Source organism: Stenotrophomonas sp. CFBP 13718 (assembly GCF_014842145.1).
Classification (GTDB): domain Bacteria; phylum Pseudomonadota; class Gammaproteobacteria; order Xanthomonadales; family Xanthomonadaceae; genus Stenotrophomonas.
On the sequence record NZ_JACYVC010000005.1, the window covers coordinates 88,879 to 106,529 of the forward strand.

The following is a 17,651-nucleotide window of genomic DNA, read 5'->3' on the forward strand; positions in this document are numbered from 1 at the left end:
GTGGCACGAAGTGTACCGCGCAGCGGACGGGCCGATCGTCGTCGACCCCGGTGGCGCCGATCCACGCTGGGTGGAATGGCCGAGCCGTGCGCAGCGCCGCCCAGCACGGCTCGGCGCTACCGGATCGTGGCGGTGGCCTTGGCGGGGGATGCAGGTAGCGCCGAGCCATGCTCGGCGGGACGTTCCAGACTGCAGCGATGCCCATGGCCGCGCTGCCGTGCGTATCCCAGTCTTGATGGCTTCGAAGACCGGGTACGAAGATGGGCGACGACGTGTTCTTTGATGTCGATGGCACGCTCCACGGCGGCGATCTGTTCAAAGACTATCTACGGCACCTGGCCCGCACACGTCCGCTCAGGCTGGCGCTGACGTGGCCGCTGGTTGTCACTGCGCTTCTTTGCTACCTGCTGCGCCCGCATGGCCGGCGAAGCCTGGGCTTCCTGCTGTGGACGCTGACTCTGGGGCTGTCGGAGGCGGCACTGCAGCGCGGCACACAGCGCTGTCTGAGTGCGTTCTGGATGAGGTGCGAACGTCATCCTGCAGTGTGGGCTGCACTTGAGCGGCACCTTGCCCGTGGTGACCGTGTGTGGCTCATATCGGGAAGCCCGGAATGCCTGCTCCGGGGGCTGTATCCGCGATTTGATGACGATCCACGGGTGAGGATCATCGGCTCGCGGATGGCGCCTTTCCTCGGCGGGCAGGTGCTCGCGATGCGTTGCATTTCGCTGGAAAAGGCGCGGCAACTGGACCTGCGCGCGCAACGGGAAGTGACCTTCCGCGCAGGCTATTCGGACAGCGCGCAGGATATGCCGCTCCTCAGTCGGTGTCGGCGGGCGTACAAGGTGGAGCGTGCGGGCCGCATCACGCGGTGGCACTGACCGGGTCCGCGCGCAGAGCAGCCGAGCACGGCTCGGCGCTACCAGGCAGGTCGGCAATCGTGACCGCAGCGCCAGGTCGCCGATCATGGCGAACGCAGGGTGCAGGGTAGCGCCGAGCCATGCTCGGCGGAATGTCCATCCCGCGCGCAGAGCCGCCGAGCACGGCTCGGCGCTACCAGACAGGTCAGCCCGCAGGCAGCGGGTCGACGTGACCGCACTGCGCACACGTGCGCAGCGACAGATCGCCTTGGTAGCGGGCGAAGACTTTTGGCAGATCACTTTCGATGTTCTGCAGGTGGAACCACTCTTCATGCAGCAGGTGGTTGCAGCGCTCGCAATGCCACGCCACGCCGTCGCGCTCATGGGGAAGCCGCTTGCGCTCCACCACCAGCCCGACGCCACCGGCGGGGCGACGCGGTGAGTGCGGTACGTTGCCAGGCAGCAGGAAAATTTCACCGGCGCGTATGGGAATGTCGCGGACCCCGCCGTCCTCCTGCACTTTCAGCACCATCTCGCCCTCGAGCTGGTAGAACCATTCCGGGCCGGCATCGATATGGAAGTCGGTGCGCGCGTTCGGACCGCCGACCACCATCACGATGAAGTCGCCGTCCTCGATCATCTTGTTGCCCACCGGCGGCTTCAGCAGGTGGCGATTCTCTTCTACCCAGGCCAGCAGGTTGATCGGCGACGCAAGCATGACGCTACTCCTGTGGAAAGCTCAGTCGCGCTTGCCGGTGCGCGGAACGAAGGACAGCGCCTTCTCATAAGCCGGCTGCAGCGCTTCGGCGCTGTCCACGTCGATGCCCATCTCGCGCACGCGGCCATCGCGCAGGCTGTAGACCCATCCGTGCACCGTCAGCTTCTGGCCGCGGGTCCATGCATCACGGACGATCGTCGACTGGCACGCGTTGGCCACCTGTTCGATGACGTTCAGTTCGCACAGCCGCGCATGACGCTGGTCCGGATCGTCGATCGCATCCAGGATCGCGGCGTGCTTCTGCGCCACATCGCCGACGTGGCGCAGCCAGTTGTCGGCCAGGCCCACGCGCACATTGTTGAGGCTGGCATGCACGCCGCCGCAGCCGTAATGGCCGACGATCAGGATGTGCTTCACCTTCAACTGGTCCACGGCGTACTGGATCACGCTCAGGCAGTTCAGGTCGGTGTGCGCCACGACGTTGGCCACGTTGCGGTGGACGAACACCTCGCCTGGCGCCATGCCGATGATCTGGTTCGCCGGCACGCGCGAATCGGAGCACCCGATCCACAGATACTCGGGACTCTGCTGGGTGGACAGGCGATGGAAGAATTCGGGGTCTTCCTTCTGCACCCGATCAGCCCATTCGCGGTTGTTCTGCAGCAGCTTGAAAACGTCTTTCATGAAAGTGTCCCTGCGGGAAAGGGGTTGGCTCAATCAGCCATACGCTATGGCGTGGCAAGGAAGCGGCGCATCCACTGCGCCAGCTCGTGCGAAGCGGGGGAGGGCAACGCCTCCAGCGCGCCCATGACGGCCTGCTGGTTGGCCACCGGATGGTTCTGGCTGAGCTTGAGTTTGAGTTGCACATCGTCCACCACGAAACGGAAGCCGACGATGCCGCGCAGTTGACTACGGTGGTCTTCGCGTTCGGGTTCGAACCGCCATGCCTGGCCCACGCCGGCTTCAAACAGATCGCCGGTAGCGGCAACCAGGTCGGCCAGCGCGTCGGTGTCGTCGAAGCGCTGCAGCTGGCCGCGCAGTTCGGCGGCGGCATAGTTCCAGGTCGGCACGCGGGCCATCTGTTCTTTGTCCGGATACCACGACGCCGAGATATAGCCGTGTGGTCCGTCCACCAGCACCTTGGCGGCCCCGTCGCGACGCGACTGCGGGTTCGCCCTGGCCCAGTGGCCATGCAGCGTGATGTCACTACCTTGGCGCTGGTACAGCACCGGCAGTCGGGTCAGCTCCGGCAGGCCATCGTCACCGGTGGTGAGCACGGTGATGAACGGATCGCGCGCGAACAACGCGTCCAGCCACTGCAGGTCGGTCTCGGCGAACGCGCGCGGGGTGAACACCGTGCTTAGACCGTGCGGCCCAGCGACTGCACCATCAGGCCGCGCAGGCCTTCGTCACTGGACGCTTTCGGCGGCTGCACTTCATGCAACGAGAAACCGCGCACCAGCGCGTCTTCTTCATCCAGCCCTTCGAACTCGACGAAGTCGGCGTCGAACAGTTGCGCGCGCGCGGTGTCTTCGCCGTCATAACTCAGCGTGTTGCCATCACTGTCGAGCACCTCGGCGGTGCCGGCAGGCCGGATACGCAGGCGTGCCCAGATCAGCGTGTTGCCGAGGCTGGCCAGCCACCAGGTGTCCTGGGATGCGGTTTCTTCATTCATTTCGTGATTACCAGAGCGATGCCAGCCAGAGCAGGGCAGCCATGCCCAATCCTGCCAGCAGGGTCAGCAGCGACACCCAGGCCGGTGTCGCCAGCCCGGACAGCGAGCGGTCCGGCTGCGCGCGGTAGTCACGCCGCAGCAGCCAGGCCAACGCCTCGGGCTTGAGGAAGGCGCCGCTGCCGAAGCGCTGCGACAGCGCCGGATGGCGGTCGCGCAGGTGCACCAGGGTCAGCGGCCAGAAAATCACGAAGGCACTGAACCCGGCGATCGCCACGCCAAAAAAACACAGCGCGAAGAACAGGGTCATCGTTGCAGTACCTCCGTGAGTGCGGGATGGATCAGAAGTCGGCGCTGCCCGGTGCACGCGGATACGCAATCGCATCACGGATGTTGGACAAGCCGCACACGTAAACCACCAGGCGCTCGAAGCCGAGGCCGAATCCAGCATGCGGCACCGAACCGTAGCGGCGGAAGTCGCGGTACCAGCTGTAATGCTCGCGGTCCAGGCCGAACTGCGCCATGCGTGCATCCAGCACGTCCAGGCGCTCTTCGCGCTGGCTGCCACCGATGATCTCGCCGATGCCCGGCGCCAGTACGTCCATCGCGGCGACGGTCTTGCCATCGTCGTTCAGGCGCATGTAGAACGCCTTGATGTGCTCGGGGTAGTTGGTGACCACCACCGGACGCCCGATGTGTTCTTCGGTCAGCCAGCGCTCGTGCTCGGTCTGCAGGTCCAGGCCCCACTCGACCGGGAAGTCGAACTTCTTGCCCGAGTTCTGCAGCAGCTTCACCGCTTCGGTGTAGTCGATCTGCTCGAACGGGGCGTTGATGAAGTTTTCCAGCTTGCTGATCGCATTCTTGTCCACGCGCTCGGCAAGGAAGGCCAGATCATCACCGCGCTCGTCCAGCACCGCACGGAACAGGTATTTCAGGAACTCTTCGGCCAGGCGCGCATCTTCGGCCAGGTCCGCGAACGCGATTTCCGGCTCGATCATCCAGAACTCGGCCAGATGCCGCGTGGTGTTGCTGTTCTCGGCGCGGAAGGTCGGACCGAAGGTATACACCTTGCTCAGCGCCAGGCAGTACGCCTCGACATTCAGCTGGCCGGACACGGTCAGGAAGGTTTCCTTGCCGAAGAAGTCGCGGCTGAAATCCACTTCGCCGCGGTCGTTGCGCGGCAGGTTGATCATGTCCAGCGTGGAAACGCGGAACATCTGCCCTGCGCCTTCGGCATCGGAGGTGGTGATGATCGGCGTGCTGATCCAGTTGAACCCGTTCTGGTGGAAGAACCGGTGCACGGCCTGCGATAGGCAGTTGCGGATGCGGGTGACCGCACCGAACAGATTGGTGCGCGGGCGCAGGTGGGCGACTTCGCGCAGGAATTCCGGCGACATCGGCTTGGGCTGGATCGGGTAGGTAAGCGGGTCTTCGACCCAGCCGACCACTTCCACGTGGCTGCCCTGGATTTCGAACGACTGGCCCTTGCCCTGGGACTTCACCAACGTGCCCTTGGCGATGACCGAGCAGCCACTGGTCAGGCGCTTGATTTCATCGAAGTTGGCCAGTGATTCGGCCGCCACCACCTGGATGGGGGCAAAGCAGGACCCGTCGGTGACGTTGATGAAGGCCAGATTCGCTGAGCCACGGACCGTGCGCACCCAGCCGCGCACCGTGACTTCGCCGCCTTCCGGGATCTTCCCCGCAAGCGCATGTTCAACGCTGACCACCGTCATGACTTGAATCCTCTGCTGATCGACTCGATCTGTGAATTCGAAGTTTACCGGTTGCAGCGTTCTGCTTGCGAGGCATTTCTGCCGGGCCGGTCCCCTTTATACTCGTCTGGTACCTTCGTGGAGCACCATCATGGCTGTCAGCCTGACCCCCATTGCCTTTGAGCGCGTCCAGCGCTTCGTTTCCCAGAGCCCGGGGGCGCTGGGCCTGCGCTTCGGCGTGACCCGTACCGGCTGCTCCGGCTGGGGCCATGTGACCGACCTGGCACGCGACGAGCGCGAGGGCGACAGCGTGTTCGAGCAGGAGGGCGTGCGCATCTACGTGGACGCGCAGAGCCTGCCGCTGGTGGACGGCACGGTGATCGACTTCGGCAAACACGGACTGAGCGAGACGTTCACGTTCAAGAATCCGAACGCGTCGGCCGAATGCGGCTGCGGCGAGAGCTTTACCACAGACGAAACCCACCGCTGAGGGGTGGTTGCCGGGCTGCGCCCGGCGCCCGCAGAGGCGACGGCCACGCCAACTGCAACGGCCACGTCGACGGCAACAGCAACGGCAACGTCAACGTCAACGTCCAGAGCTGGATGGCTGAGGGCTGGCAGGGCGGGGTGGATTGGCGGGGGACGGCAAGGGCTGCATCCATGCGTGCCTCGTTTCGCGCCATCCATGGCGGGGTCCACGTCATCGCATTCGCGCTGCCGCTCCCACGCTTTGCTTCGCAAACCGCGGGCCCCGTCTCACCAGCACCCACACCCCGCCGCTTCGCGGCCGCCCCTGACTCAGGGGCTCCCTCCACCAGACGGATTGGCATCATCGGTAGCGCCGGGCCGTGCTCGGCGGAATGTGGCCGACAACGGCCCGCTGCGCTCGCCGACCATGGGTCGGCGCTACCGCTTTTCTTATTTTTCATACGCGGCTGGCGGCCACGGAATGTGTCAGGGGGCCGGGCGGTGGGGCTGGGTGGGGGCGTTGAGCGCCATGGATGGCGCGAAACGAGGCACGCATGAGCGGCTTTTGCCGTCCCCCGACCAGTCCCACCGCCCGGCCCACTCGCAGCAGCCTTGAAGCAGCCAGCCGCGAGGGGGTTTCACCCGTTCGACGCCGCCGCTGCCAGCGACCCGGCGCCACGCCGGCGCTCGATCAGCACCGACACACCCCACAGCAGCAACCCCGCCGCCGCAGTAGCAGCGCCCACGTAACCGGTGGAGGCGTAGCCGAACCCGCCGCCGATGGCCATGCCGCCCAGCCACGGGCCCAGCGCATTGGCCGTATTGAACGCCGCATGGTTGGATGCCGCCGCCAGCGTCTGCGCTTCACCGGCGGCATCCATCAGGCGGGTCTGCAGGGCCACGGCCAGCGCGCCCATCGTGCCCACCGCGATGATCGCCGGCACCATCGCCCACGCCGTGTGGGCCGCCAGCGGAAACAGCAGCAGCACCACCACCGACCACGCCAGCAGCACACCGGCCGCGCGGAACTGCAGGCGATCCACCAGCCAGCCGCCCATCATGTTGCCGATGATCGCGCCGACACCGAACAGGCCCACGGCCGCCGGCATCCAGCGCTCGTTGATGCCAGTGACATGCACCAGCGTGGGGGCCAGATAAGTGAAGACGCAGAACATGCCGGCAAAGCCGATCGAGCCGATGGCCAGCGCCAGCCACACCTGGGTGGTGTTGAACGCGCGCAGTTCGCGCATCGGGCTGGTGCGCACTTCAGTGGGGTCCGGCGCCAGGTGGCGGGCCACCATCACCACCGTGGCCAACGCCAGCAGGCTGACCAGCGCAAACGCGGTGCGCCAGGTGAACTGTTGGCCCAGCCAGGTGGTCAACGGATTGCCGACCAGGATGGCGACGGACAGGCCCAGCAGCACCTTGGAGACCGCGGCGCCGCGTTGCGCCGGCGGGCTGATCGACGCTGCCACCAGCATGGCAACGCCGAAGTACGCGCCGTGCGGCAGCCCGGCGACGAAGCGCGCCAGCAACATAGTGGGGTAGCTGGGCGCCAAGGCGCTGGCCAGGTTGCCGATGGCATAGAAGCCCATCAGTCCCAGCAGCAGGCTGCGACGGCTGATTCCCGCACCGGCGAACGCCAGCACCGGCGCGCCGACGACCACGCCGATCGCATACGCGCTGATCAGGTGGCCGACCTGGGCTTCAGTGATGGACAGGCCGCGGCTGATGTCCAGCATGAGGCCCATGCTGGCGAACTCGCTGGTGCCGATGGCAAACCCGCCCAGCGACAGCGCCAGCAGAATGAAGGTGCGCTGGCGCGGTGTCAGTGTGGCCGCCAGTGAAGAAGTGACGACAGGGGCAGGGGACGGGTTCACGACAATCCGGGGGCATGTAAACGATTGCAGATTGTACTGCTGCGCTGCAGCACGGTCGCGCGTTTTCCGTCCTGTGCGCTGAACGGTGTATTCCCAATGGCCTGCAGAGATCCCGCCGAGCGTGGCTCGGCGCTACCCATGTCGGGCGCAAACAATGTGTCAGCTCCACCGCCCGGCCCACCCAAGCTTGCCCCGCGCGAGCCAGCAAGGCATACTTGGCGGCTTCCTGCGCCCAGCGCGGGAACCCTTGCCCCACCGCCGAACTTACTGCGGGGGGCTGTCCGGCCTAACGGCCACATCCGAAAGGTATATAAAACATGAGTCGTCATTACGAAATCGTGTTCCTGGTCCACCCGGACCAGAGCGAGCAGGTCCCGGCCATGATCGAGCGCTACAAGTCGCTGGTCGAGAACGGCAACGGCACCATTCACCGTCTGGAAGACTGGGGCCGTCGTCAGCTGGCTTACCCGATCCAGAACCTGGTGAAGGCCCACTACGTCATGCTGAACATCGAAGTGGACCAGGCCGTGCTGAGCGAGCTGGTGGAAAGCTTCCGCTTCAACGACGCCGTGCTGCGCAACCTGGTCGTCAAGCGCGATGGCCCGGATACCGAGCAGTCGCTGATCATGAAGAGCAAGGACGAGAAGGGCGAGAAGCCCGAGCGTGGCGAGCGTCGTCGTCGTGACGACGAAGAAGGTGAGACCACCACCACCCCCGCCGCTGACACCGATGCCGGCGAAGACGCCGCTTCGGCCGCTTAAGGAGCACTGACATGTCCAAGTTCTTCCGTCGCCGCAAGTTCTGCAAGTTCACGGCCGAAGGTGTCAAGGAGATCGATTACAAGGATCTCAACACCCTGCGCCAGTACCTGACCGAGAACGGCAAGATCGTGCCGAGCCGCGTCACCGGTACCAAGTCGAAGTACCAGCGCCAGCTGGCAACGGCCGTCAAGCGCGCCCGTTTCCTGGCCCTGATCCCGTACACCGACAACCACGACATCTGATGCCGGCGGGCGGCCCCGTGCCGCCCCTCTGCACCTGATATTCGGACAGCCATCCGCTGCGGGGCCTTGCCTCGCTAACGAATACATTCTGGAGTAACACCATGCAGCTGATCCTTCTGCAGAAAGTCACCAACCTCGGCAACCTGGGCGACCTGGTCGACGTGAAGCCGGGCTACGGCCGTAACTTCCTCGTGCCGCAGGGCAAGGCCGTGCCGGCCACCGAGAGCAACAAGGCCGAGTTCGAAGCCAAGCGCGCCGAATACGAAGCCAAGGCAGAGTCGATCCATTCCGACGCCGAAGCCCGCAAGGCCAAGCTGGAAGGCAAGAGCGTCACCATCGGTGCCAACGCTTCGACCGAAGGCAAGCTGTACGGCTCGGTCGGCGCACGCGAAATCGCTGATGCCTTCACCGCTGCTGGCCTGCCGGTCAACAAGAGCGAAGTCATCCTGGGCGAAGGCGCCTTCCGCAACATTGGCGAGTACGACGTCCTGGTGCACCTGCACGCTGACGTTGAGACCACCGTCAAGGTCGTGGTTGAAGCCGAAAAGGCCTGATCCCACGCCGAAAGGCATGGAATCACCAGAACGGGCTCCCGCAAGGGGGCCCGTTTTGCGTTGGGCGGGCGGAAGGCGGATGCCGGGTGGTGCGCGATCACGCGGGCGCGTTCGTACAACACGGCCACATCGGTATACTCGGCGCATGACACCCGTCCGACGGCCCTGACCCAACCGGGCCAAGGGGTTGGCGGGTAAATGCAGGCCGTACCCCGGCCCCAGCCCGGAAACCCTATGCGTCTTTCCACGATCAAGCTGTCTGGCTTCAAGTCCTTCGTCGATCCCACCACGCTGCACCTGCCGACCAACATGACCGGCGTGGTCGGACCGAACGGCTGTGGAAAGTCCAACATCATCGATGCGGTGCGCTGGGTGATGGGCGAAAGCTCGGCCAGCCGGCTGCGTGGTGACTCGCTGACCGATGTGATCTTTGCCGGTTCGTCGGCCCGCAAGCCGGTATCGCAGGCGACGGTCGAGCTCATTTTCGACAACAGCGACCACACCATCTCCGGTGAGTACGCCTCGTTCAACGAGATATCGGTAAAGCGCACCGTCAGCCGCGACGGCAGTAGCAACTATTATCTCAACGGCACCAAGTGCCGCCGCCGCGACATCACCGATCTGTTCCTCGGTACCGGCCTGGGGCCGCGCAGTTATTCCATCATCGAACAGGGCATGATCAGCCAGATCATCGAGGCCCGGCCCGAAGACCTGCGTGTCTACCTGGAAGAAGCCGCCGGCATTTCCAAGTACAAGGAGCGGCGCAAGGAAACCGAGACCCGTATCCGCCACACCCGTGAGAACCTGGATCGGCTGGGTGACCTGCGCGATGAGATCGGCAAGCAGCTCGAGCACTTGAAGCGGCAGGCGCGGCAGGCCGAGCAGTACCAAGCATTGCAGGAAGAACGTCGGGTCAAGGATGCAGAGTGGAAGGCGCTGGAGTTCCGCGGGCTGGACGGGCGCCTGAGCAAGTTGCGCGAAGGGCTGGCGCAGGAAGAAACGCACCTTCAGCAGCTGATCGCCGAACAACGCGAGGCAGAGGCGCGCATCGAGACCTCGCGCGTCCGTCGCGAAGAATCCGCCGATGCCCTCAATGCGGCACAGGCCGAGGTGTATCAGGTGGGCAGTACGCTGGCCCGCCTGGAACAGCAGATCCACCACCAGCGCGAGCTGTCGCAGCGCCTGCACAAGGCGCGCGATGAAACGCAGCAGGCGCTGGCTGAGCTGGGCCACCACATCAGCGGCGACGAGGCGAAGCTGATGGTGCTGCGCGAATCGGTCGATGCCGCGACCCCGCAGCTGGAGCAGCTGCAGGAAGAGAACGAGATCAAGCAGGACAGCCTGCGTGAAGCAGAAGCGCGACTGGCCGACTGGCAGGTGCGTTGGGAGCAGCACACCCGCCAGAGCTCGGAAGCATCGCGCTCCGGCGACGTCGAGCGCACCCGCGTGGACTACCTGGACAAGCAGGTGCTTGAGGCGGATCGTCGCCGTGAGGCCCTGCAGGCCGAGCGTTCGGGACTGGATGTCGATGCCCTCGAAGCGGTGTTCGAGCAGCTGCACGTGCAGCACGACACGCAGAAGAGCGCGCTGGAAGAACTGGGCGAGCAGGTCGAGCTGCGCAAGCAGGAGGTTGCTGCCGTTCAGGAGCAGCAGCGCGGCACCCAGAATGAGCTGGCCGAGCTGCGCAAGCAGGGCAACGGGGTGCGCGGTCGCCTGGCCTCGCTGGAGACCTTGCAGCAGGCCGCACTCGGCCAGGAGCAGGGCGCCGCCGTTGCCTGGTTGAAAGCGCGAGGGCTCGATTCGGGCGCGCGCGTGGGTGAACGCCTGCAGGTCGAGGCGGGCTGGGAAAACGCGGTGGAAAGTGCGCTCGGCCAGTTGATCGAAGGCGTGCTGGTGGATGCACCCGAGCACCTCGTCGAGGCGTTGGGTGAGCTGGGCGAAGGCCGCATCGCGTTGGTTGCCGATGACGATGCGCCGTTGCAGGTCGCCGCCACGTCGCTCGCAGCAAAGGTGACAGGGCCGGCGGCGATCCGTCGCCTGTTGGCCCGCCTGCACGCCGCCGAAGATCTGGCGGACGCGGCACGGCTGCAGGCCACGCTGCCCGAAGGCGATTCCGTGATCACCCGTGGGGGTGAGCGCCTGGGTACAGGCTGGGTGCGTGTGTCGCGCTCCGGTGCCGCCAAGCAGGGCGCGCTGCTGCGCGAACGCGAGATCAACACCCTGCGCGAGCAGATCGAAGTACTGGCGCAGCGCGAGGCGCAGCTGGAACAGTTGCTGGTCGGCTTCCGTGAGCAGCTGCTCGACGCCGAGCAGCAGCGCGAAGACGTGCAGCGGTCGCTGTACCAGATGCATCGCGGCGTTTCCGAGCTCGCTGGCCAGCTGCAGGGCCAGCAGGGCAAGCTGGAGTCGGCGCGTACCCGCATCGATCGCATCGAAGGTGAGCTGAGCCAGCTGCTGGAGACGTTGGACGTCAACCGCGAGCAGGTGCGCGAGGCACGGGCGCGGTTGGACAGTGCCGTCAACAGCATGGGCGACCTGGAGTCGGTACGGAACGCCCTTGAAAATGAAAGGCGGCAATTCACCGAAGCGCGCGATCGCGCCCGTGACGCCGCCCGCAGTGTGCGTGAAACGGCGCATTCCCTGGCGCTGACCCTGGAATCACAGCGTGCGCAGGTGGCGTCGCTGAGCCAGGCGCTGGAGCGCATGAGCAACCAGCGCGGCCAGCTGGATTCGCGGTTGGGCGAACTGCATGCGCAGCTGGACGATGGCGATACGCCCGTCGAGTCGTTGCAGGCCGAGCATCAGGCCGCGCTTGAAGCCCGTGTCCGTGCAGATGGCTTGCTGTCGCAGGCCCGCTCGCTGCTGGATGGCATCGATGTGGAGCTGCGCGAGCTGGAGCAGACCCGGCACAAGCGGGACGAGCAGGCCTTGGCCCAGCGCGAAAAGATCTCGCAGCGGCGGCTGGACCAGCAGGCACTGGTGCTCAGCGCCGAGCAGCTTCAGGCGGCCGTGGAAAAGGCCGGGTTCGTGCTGCAGGAGGTCATCGCAACCCTGCCGGACGATGCCCGGCTGGGCGACTGGGAACAGACCGTGCAGCAGATCGACGGCCGCATGCGCCGGCTGGAGCCGGTGAACCTTGCGGCCATCCAGGAATACGGCGAAGCCTCCCAGCGCTCGGAGTACCTGGATGCGCAGAACCTGGACCTGACCACCGCACTGGAAACGCTTGAAGATGCGATCCGCAAGATCGACCGCGAAACCCGTGGCCGCTTCAAGGACACCTTCGACCGGGTCAACGCCGGCGTGCAGGCGCTCTACCCGCGCCTGTTCGGTGGTGGCCATGCCTATCTGGAGCTGACCGGCGAAGACCTGCTTGATACCGGCGTCACCATCATGGCGCGGCCTCCGGGCAAGCGCGTGTCGAGTATTTCGCTGCTGTCCGGCGGTGAAAAGGCGATGACCGCCGTGGCATTGGTGTTTGCGATCTTCCAGCTCAATCCCGCACCGTTCTGCCTGCTGGACGAGGTCGATGCGCCGCTGGACGAAGCCAACGTCGGCCGTCTGGCCAACATGGTGAAAGAGATGAGCGAGAAAGTGCAGTTCCTGTTCGTCAGTCACAACAAAGCCACGATGGAAGCGGCGCACCAGCTTTCTGGCGTCACCATGCGCGAGCCCGGCGTCAGTCGCCTGGTCAGCGTGGACCTGGAAGAGGCGGCGCGGCTGGCAGGCGCGGCCTGATACACGCTCTGCACGGGGGGATCAGGCATTCTTGCCGCCCCCCCGGTGCAAGAAGCCTTGCATCGTGCCATTCTTGTCTGAACGTATTTAGCCGGAGACCCTCTCGAATGTCCGACACCGCACTGCTGCGCATCGGCATCCTCACTGCCGGCCTGCTGTTGATCGCTGCGATCTTCCTGTTTGGCCGACCGAAAAAGAAAACCCAGGGGCGCCGCGTCGAGGGCGAGCCAGGTGGGGACAAATCCGCGCGTCGCGAGCCCGTGCTGGGCGGCGGCGTGCCAGGCGAGGAGGGCGAAGGCCTCCCGTCCTCGGGGCTGGAGGGCGAACAGCCCGAGCTGGGCCTGTCCGACGCGGATCCGCACGGAAACAGCGATCTGGGCAAGCGGGCCAGCCAGGACTTCGACAAGATCGTGTCGCTGTTCGTGGCCGCGCGTGCGGGTGAAAAGCTGCGCGGCGAAGACATCGTGGTGGCGGCGGAAAAGACCGGTCTGGTGTTCGGCCACATGAATGTGTTCCACCGTCTGGTTGAAGGCCATCCCGAGCGCGGCCCGATCTTCTCCATGGCCAGCATCATGAAGCCGGGCAGCTTCGACATGGGCACCATCCGCGAGATGGAGACCCCGGCGATCGCCTTCTTCCTGACGCTTCCCGCCCCGCTGACCGCGCTGGATGCCTGGGAAAAGATGCTGCCGACCGTGCAGCGCATGGCCGAACTGCTGGACGCGGTGGTGCTGGATGACGGGCGCAATGCGCTGGGGCGCCAGCGCATCGCGCACATCCGTGACGACCTGCGTGCGTACGACCGCCAGCATCAGGCACCGCCGCTGACCAAGACGCCGCGCTGGTAAGCAGGGCGCTGACAGGGGAGGCGGGATGCTGTGCTCGCCGTCCCTGAGTCAACGCTGCAAACGCCTGAACATCACGGACTGCACCGTGTCATGGCGGCCGGTGGCGGTAGAATCTCTGCCTGTCCAAGACCCACCGGATCTGCATGAACGTTACTCCCGCCGAGCGCATCGAAGCGCTGCGCCATCAGCTTGCCAGTGCCAATGCGGCCTACAGCGAGCGCGATGAACTGCTGATCCCGGACGCGGATTACGATGCGCTGATGCGTGAGTTGCAGGGGCTGGAGCAGGCGCATCCTGAGCTTGCCGCTGCGGATTCGCCCAGCAGTACGGTGGGCGGACGACCCTCATCGCGCTTCGCCGAAGTCACCCACGCCCTGCCCATGCTGTCGCTGGGCAATGCCTTCAGTGACGAAGAGGTTGCCGATTTCGTGCGCCGTATCAGCGAGCGCCTGCGTCGCCCGGCGCTGCATTTTTCAGCAGAGCCGAAGCTGGATGGGCTGGCCATCAGCCTGCGCTTCGAAGACGGCCACTTCGTCCAGGGCGCGACCCGGGGCGATGGCAGCAAGGGAGAGGACGTAACCGCCAACCTGCGGCAGATCCGTGACATCCCGCACCAGCTGCAGGGCAGCGGCTGGCCTGCGGTGCTGGAAGTACGTGGCGAGGTCTACATGGCACGCGCGGACTTCGAGGCCTTCAACGAACGCGCACGACAGCAGGGCGGCAAGGTGCTGGCCAATCCACGCAACGGGGCAGCCGGCTCGCTGCGCCAGCTCGACCCGAAGATCAGCGCGCAACGACGGCTGAGTTTCTTCGCCTACGGCACCGGCCAGGTCGAAGGTGGGGAGCTGCCCGACACCCATTCGCAGACGTTGCGGCAGTTGCACGGCTGGGGCTTCCCGGTCAGCGATCTGTGCAAGGTGGTGAGCGGCACCGAGGGCCTGCTCGCGTATTACCGCGACATCGGCGCGCGCCGCGATGGGCTGGCGTTCGATATCGATGGGGTCGTCTACAAGCTGGATGATCGCGAAGGGCAGCAGGCCATGGGCTTTGTCGCCCGCGCCCCGCGCTGGGCGATCGCGCACAAGTTCCCCGCGCAGGAACAGAGCACGACGGTCGAGGCGATCGAGATACAGATCGGCCGCACCGGCGCCGCTACACCGGTCGCGCGTCTGGCGCCGGTCGCTGTGGCCGGAGTGATCGTGTCCAACGCCACGCTGCACAACGCCGACCAGATCGCGCGGCTGGATGTACGGGTTGGCGACAGCGTGATCGTGCGCCGCGCGGGCGACGTGATTCCCGAAGTGGTGAGCGTCATCGGCGACCGCCGACCTGCCGGTACGGTGCCGTGGACCATGCCCACCGTGTGCCCGGTCTGCGGATCGGAGATCGTGCGCGAAGAGGGCGCCGCCGCGTGGCGCTGTTCCGGCGAACTGAGCTGCCCGGCACAACGCAAGGAAGCCATCGCGCACTTCGCCTCACGACGCGCGATGGACATCGACGGCCTGGGCGGCAAGTACATCGAGACCCTGGTGGATGCGGGCATCGTACGCAGCGTCGCCGATCTGTACCGGCTGACCCGCGACACCCTGCTGCAGCTGAAGCTGGTGCTCGATGCCGAAGATCCTTCTGCGCTGGCGGCCAGCTATCAGCCGCATCTGCCGCCAGAAGGCAGCAGCGCGGTACTCAATTCCGCGATGAAGCTCGACGGTGGCGATGCAGGCTGGCGTGCGCAGGCGCTCGCGCAGCCCGTAGCGTTTACCTGGAACACGAAGAAGATCGCCACGCGCTGGGCCGACAATCTGGTCGCCGCGATTGACGCCAGCCGTGACGCTACGCTGGAGCGCCTGCTGTTCGCACTCGGCATCGAACACGTGGGCGAGAGCACCGCCAAGGCGCTGGCACAGTGGTATGGCGAGCTCGAGCTGATCCGCCACCTGCCGTGGCCGCTGTTCAAGCGGGTGCCGGATATCGGCGGCGAAGTAGCACGTTCGCTGGGACATTTCTTCGAACAGGCAGGCAACCAGCAGGCCATCGATGACCTGCTGCAGGTGGGTCAGGTGCGCATCACCGATGCCCATCCGCCCAGCGCGAAGCTGCGCGAAGGACTGGATAGTGCACAGCTGCTGGTGGAAGCGGAGATTCCCGGCATCACCCGGCTGCGTGCCGAAAAGCTGGTGGCCGCGCTCGGCAACGCGCAGTCCGTGCTCGACGCCGAGCATGGCCAGCTGGTCAATGCCGGGCTGCCGGATGAAACGGCCCGCGCCGTGGCTACCTGGCTGGACAGCGAAGGCCATGGCGAGATGTTGTTGAAGGCCGAACAGGCGATGCGCGAGATCCTGCAGAAGGCGCCGACGCAGGTGCAGCAGGCCGCTGGACCCCTGGACGGGCAGACTGCAGTGCTCACCGGCACGCTGACCGCGTTGACCCGCGACGCGGCGAAAGAGCGGCTGGAAGCGCTGGGTGCCAAGGTCGCAGGCAGTGTGTCGAAGAAGACCAGCTTCGTGGTGGCCGGCACCGAGGCCGGGTCGAAGCTGGAGAAGGCGCAGTCGCTGGGCGTACCGGTCTGGGACGAAGACCAGCTGCTGGCGTTCCTTGCCACACACGAATGACGGATACAGGCCGGGCCGATGCCCGGTCGCCCCCTTGAAGGAGACTTGCATGCAGACCGCCCCCCTGGATTTCCGCCTGGCCACGCGTGCCGACGAGGCGCAGCTGATCGAGCTGATGCGCGCGTTCTACATCGAAGACCAGATCGAATTCGATGATGCGCGCGTGCGCCGTGGCGTGGATGCGCTGCTGGCCGATCCCCGTAACGGCGAGGTGCTGATGCTGCTGGACGAGCATGGCGCGGTAGGTGGCTACGTGGTGATCGCCATGGGGTTCAGCCTGGAGCAGGGCGGGCACTTCGCGCTGCTGGATGAACTGTATCTGGCCCCCGGCGTACGCGGCCGTGGGCGCGGCAAGCAGGCGCTGGCGATTGTCGAGCAGCGCGCACGCGGGCGTGGCGTCGGCCGCTTGCGCCTGGAAGTGAACCGCCACAACGAGCTGGCGCGCCGCCTGTACACCGCCACCGGTTACATCGACGACACGCGCGACCTGATGACGCTGCCGCTGGACCACCCGCGCGACGGCGTGCTGTGAGCCCCTTGCTGCACGCGCTGCGGCAGCGCGCCGCGCTCAATGCGCTCATCAGGCAGTTCTTCGCCGAACGCGCTGTGCTGGAAGTGGAGACGCCGATCCTGTCGGCGGCCGGCAACACCGAGCCGAACATCGACAGCTTCCACACCGATTTCAGCGGTCATCGCGATGCCGGCGTGCGCCGCCGCTGGCTGCGTACGTCGCCGGAGTTTCCGCTCAAGCGTCTGCTGGCTGCAGGCGTGGGTGACTGCTATGAACTGGGGCGCGTTTTCCGCAACGGGGAAGCAGGCGGGCGGCACAACCCCGAGTTCACCATGCTGGAGTGGTATCGCATCGGCTGGGATCATCATGGACTGGTGGTGGAAACCGCCGCATTGGTGAATCAGGCGCTCGCGCTGGTGGGGCGGCAGGCGACGCTGCAGGTGATCGATTACCGGTCGCTGTACCAGCAGCGCGTGGGCGTTGACCCCTTCGAGGACAGCATCGAGCAGTTGCGGCGGCCACTGGCCGACATCGCCATCGATCCCGCCGGCCTGGGGCGTGACGACTGGCTGGACCTGCTGATGACCCATTGCATCCAGCCGCGTTTCGACGACGCGGTCATGACCGTTGTGCACGACTGGCCGGCATCGCAGGCCGCGCTGGCCCGCATCCGCCCCGGTACGCCTGCGCTGGCCGAACGCTTCGAGCTGTATCTCGGTCCGGTCGAGCTGGCCAACGGGTACCACGAGCTGGGCGATGCGCACGAACAGCGCGCACGGTTCGAGGCCGACCATGTGCGCAGGCAGGCGCGCGGTGACGTATTGCCGCCGCTGGACGACGCATTGCTGGCCGCCCTGCCGGCAATGCCGGCGTGCGCGGGCGTGGCGGTGGGGGTGGACCGGCTGCTGATGGCGATGGCGCAGACCCCGCGCATCGCCGACGTGCTGGCGTTTGATTTCAGCCGTGCCTGAACGACGTGTTTTACGCTTGCGGCGCGCGCGTGATGATGCTCTTATCACGCCGGTTGCCGCATGGTGGCAAGTGAATCGCGATTACAGGCGGGGTTGTCGTTGAACAA

The 17,651-nt window shown here is 65.9% G+C and carries 17 protein-coding genes; 10 read left to right on the top strand and 7 right to left on the bottom strand.

Translation table 11 applies throughout. The features are described 5' to 3' along the window. Positions 1–260 precede the first annotated feature (260 nt). Positions 261–878, top strand: a complete 618-nt coding sequence (locus IFT58_RS09925) for a haloacid dehalogenase-like hydrolase (protein ID WP_192094611.1) — start codon at positions 261–263, stop codon at positions 876–878. Positions 879–1,062: 184 nt separating this feature from the next. Here IFT58_RS09925 and IFT58_RS09930 read toward each other — a convergent pair whose 3' ends face one another. Genes IFT58_RS09930 through asnS form a run of 6 tightly spaced genes read right to left on the bottom strand, consistent with a single transcriptional unit; the run spans position 1,063 to position 4,983 of the window. After that, positions 1,063–1,575 carry a 3-hydroxyanthranilate 3,4-dioxygenase gene (locus IFT58_RS09930; protein ID WP_192094613.1) on the bottom strand — a complete coding sequence of 171 codons (513 nt, stop codon included), beginning with the start codon at positions 1,573–1,575 and terminating at the stop codon, positions 1,063–1,065. 21 nt (positions 1,576–1,596) lie between these two features. Then, entirely contained in the window at positions 1,597–2,259 is a 663-nt protein-coding gene (gene can, locus IFT58_RS09935) for a carbonate dehydratase (RefSeq protein WP_188326915.1), read from the bottom strand. 44 nt (positions 2,260–2,303) lie between these two features. Further along, the gene (locus tag IFT58_RS09940) at positions 2,304–2,930 is read right to left on the bottom strand and encodes an FMN-binding negative transcriptional regulator (protein ID WP_192094615.1); all 627 of its coding nucleotides are present in this window, start codon (positions 2,928–2,930) and stop codon (positions 2,304–2,306) included. Positions 2,931–2,935: 5 nt separating this feature from the next. Further along, on the bottom strand, positions 2,936–3,250 hold the full coding sequence (locus tag IFT58_RS09945; protein ID WP_188326917.1) for a hypothetical protein: 315 nt from the start codon (positions 3,248–3,250) through the stop codon (positions 2,936–2,938). 7 nt (positions 3,251–3,257) lie between these two features. Then, on the bottom strand, positions 3,258–3,557 hold the full coding sequence (locus IFT58_RS09950; RefSeq protein ID WP_188326918.1) for a hypothetical protein: 300 nt from the start codon (positions 3,555–3,557) through the stop codon (positions 3,258–3,260). 31 nt (positions 3,558–3,588) lie between these two features. After that, positions 3,589–4,983, bottom strand: coding sequence for an asparagine--tRNA ligase (asnS, locus tag IFT58_RS09955; RefSeq protein WP_192080003.1), 1,395 nt, complete (start codon positions 4,981–4,983; stop codon positions 3,589–3,591). Between the two features lie 130 nt (positions 4,984–5,113). Between asnS and IFT58_RS09960 the strand changes: the two genes are divergently transcribed. Then, on the top strand, positions 5,114–5,452 hold the full coding sequence (locus IFT58_RS09960) for an iron-sulfur cluster assembly accessory protein (protein WP_192080001.1): 339 nt from the start codon (positions 5,114–5,116) through the stop codon (positions 5,450–5,452). A gap of 616 nt (positions 5,453–6,068) precedes the next feature. Here the strand turns inward: IFT58_RS09960 and IFT58_RS09965 are convergent. Beyond that, complete coding sequence (locus IFT58_RS09965) at positions 6,069–7,310, bottom strand: MFS transporter (RefSeq protein ID WP_192094617.1); 1,242 nt, start codon at positions 7,308–7,310, stop codon at positions 6,069–6,071. A 317-nt stretch (positions 7,311–7,627) separates the two neighbouring features. Between IFT58_RS09965 and rpsF the strand changes: the two genes are divergently transcribed. The 8 genes from rpsF to epmA all read left to right on the top strand — a co-directional run bounded on the left by rpsF (position 7,628) and on the right by epmA (position 17,544). Continuing rightward, positions 7,628–8,071 carry a 30S ribosomal protein S6 gene (gene rpsF, locus IFT58_RS09970; RefSeq protein WP_188326922.1) on the top strand — a complete coding sequence of 148 codons (444 nt, stop codon included), beginning with the start codon at positions 7,628–7,630 and terminating at the stop codon, positions 8,069–8,071. Between the two features lie 11 nt (positions 8,072–8,082). After that, on the top strand, positions 8,083–8,313 hold the full coding sequence (gene rpsR / locus IFT58_RS09975; protein WP_005926280.1) for a 30S ribosomal protein S18: 231 nt from the start codon (positions 8,083–8,085) through the stop codon (positions 8,311–8,313). A gap of 101 nt (positions 8,314–8,414) precedes the next feature. Then, entirely contained in the window at positions 8,415–8,867 is a 453-nt protein-coding gene (rplI, locus tag IFT58_RS09980) for a 50S ribosomal protein L9 (protein ID WP_188326923.1), read from the top strand. 234 nt (positions 8,868–9,101) lie between these two features. Further along, positions 9,102–12,605 carry a chromosome segregation protein SMC gene (gene smc / locus IFT58_RS09985; RefSeq protein WP_192094619.1) on the top strand — a complete coding sequence of 1,168 codons (3,504 nt, stop codon included), beginning with the start codon at positions 9,102–9,104 and terminating at the stop codon, positions 12,603–12,605. Positions 12,606–12,712: 107 nt separating this feature from the next. Further along, positions 12,713–13,453, top strand: coding sequence for a cell division protein ZipA (gene zipA / locus IFT58_RS09990; protein WP_192094621.1), 741 nt, complete (start codon positions 12,713–12,715; stop codon positions 13,451–13,453). 143 nt (positions 13,454–13,596) lie between these two features. Beyond that, positions 13,597–16,062, top strand: a complete 2,466-nt coding sequence (gene ligA, locus IFT58_RS09995) for an NAD-dependent DNA ligase LigA (RefSeq protein WP_192094623.1) — start codon at positions 13,597–13,599, stop codon at positions 16,060–16,062. A 49-nt stretch (positions 16,063–16,111) separates the two neighbouring features. Further along, positions 16,112–16,594: a GNAT family N-acetyltransferase gene (locus IFT58_RS10000; RefSeq protein ID WP_192094625.1), complete on the top strand. Its 483-nt coding sequence runs from the start codon at positions 16,112–16,114 to the stop codon at positions 16,592–16,594. Between the two features lie 5 nt (positions 16,595–16,599). Continuing rightward, positions 16,600–17,544: an EF-P lysine aminoacylase EpmA gene (gene epmA / locus IFT58_RS10005; RefSeq protein ID WP_192094894.1), complete on the top strand. Its 945-nt coding sequence runs from the start codon at positions 16,600–16,602 to the stop codon at positions 17,542–17,544. Positions 17,545–17,651 lie beyond the last annotated feature (107 nt).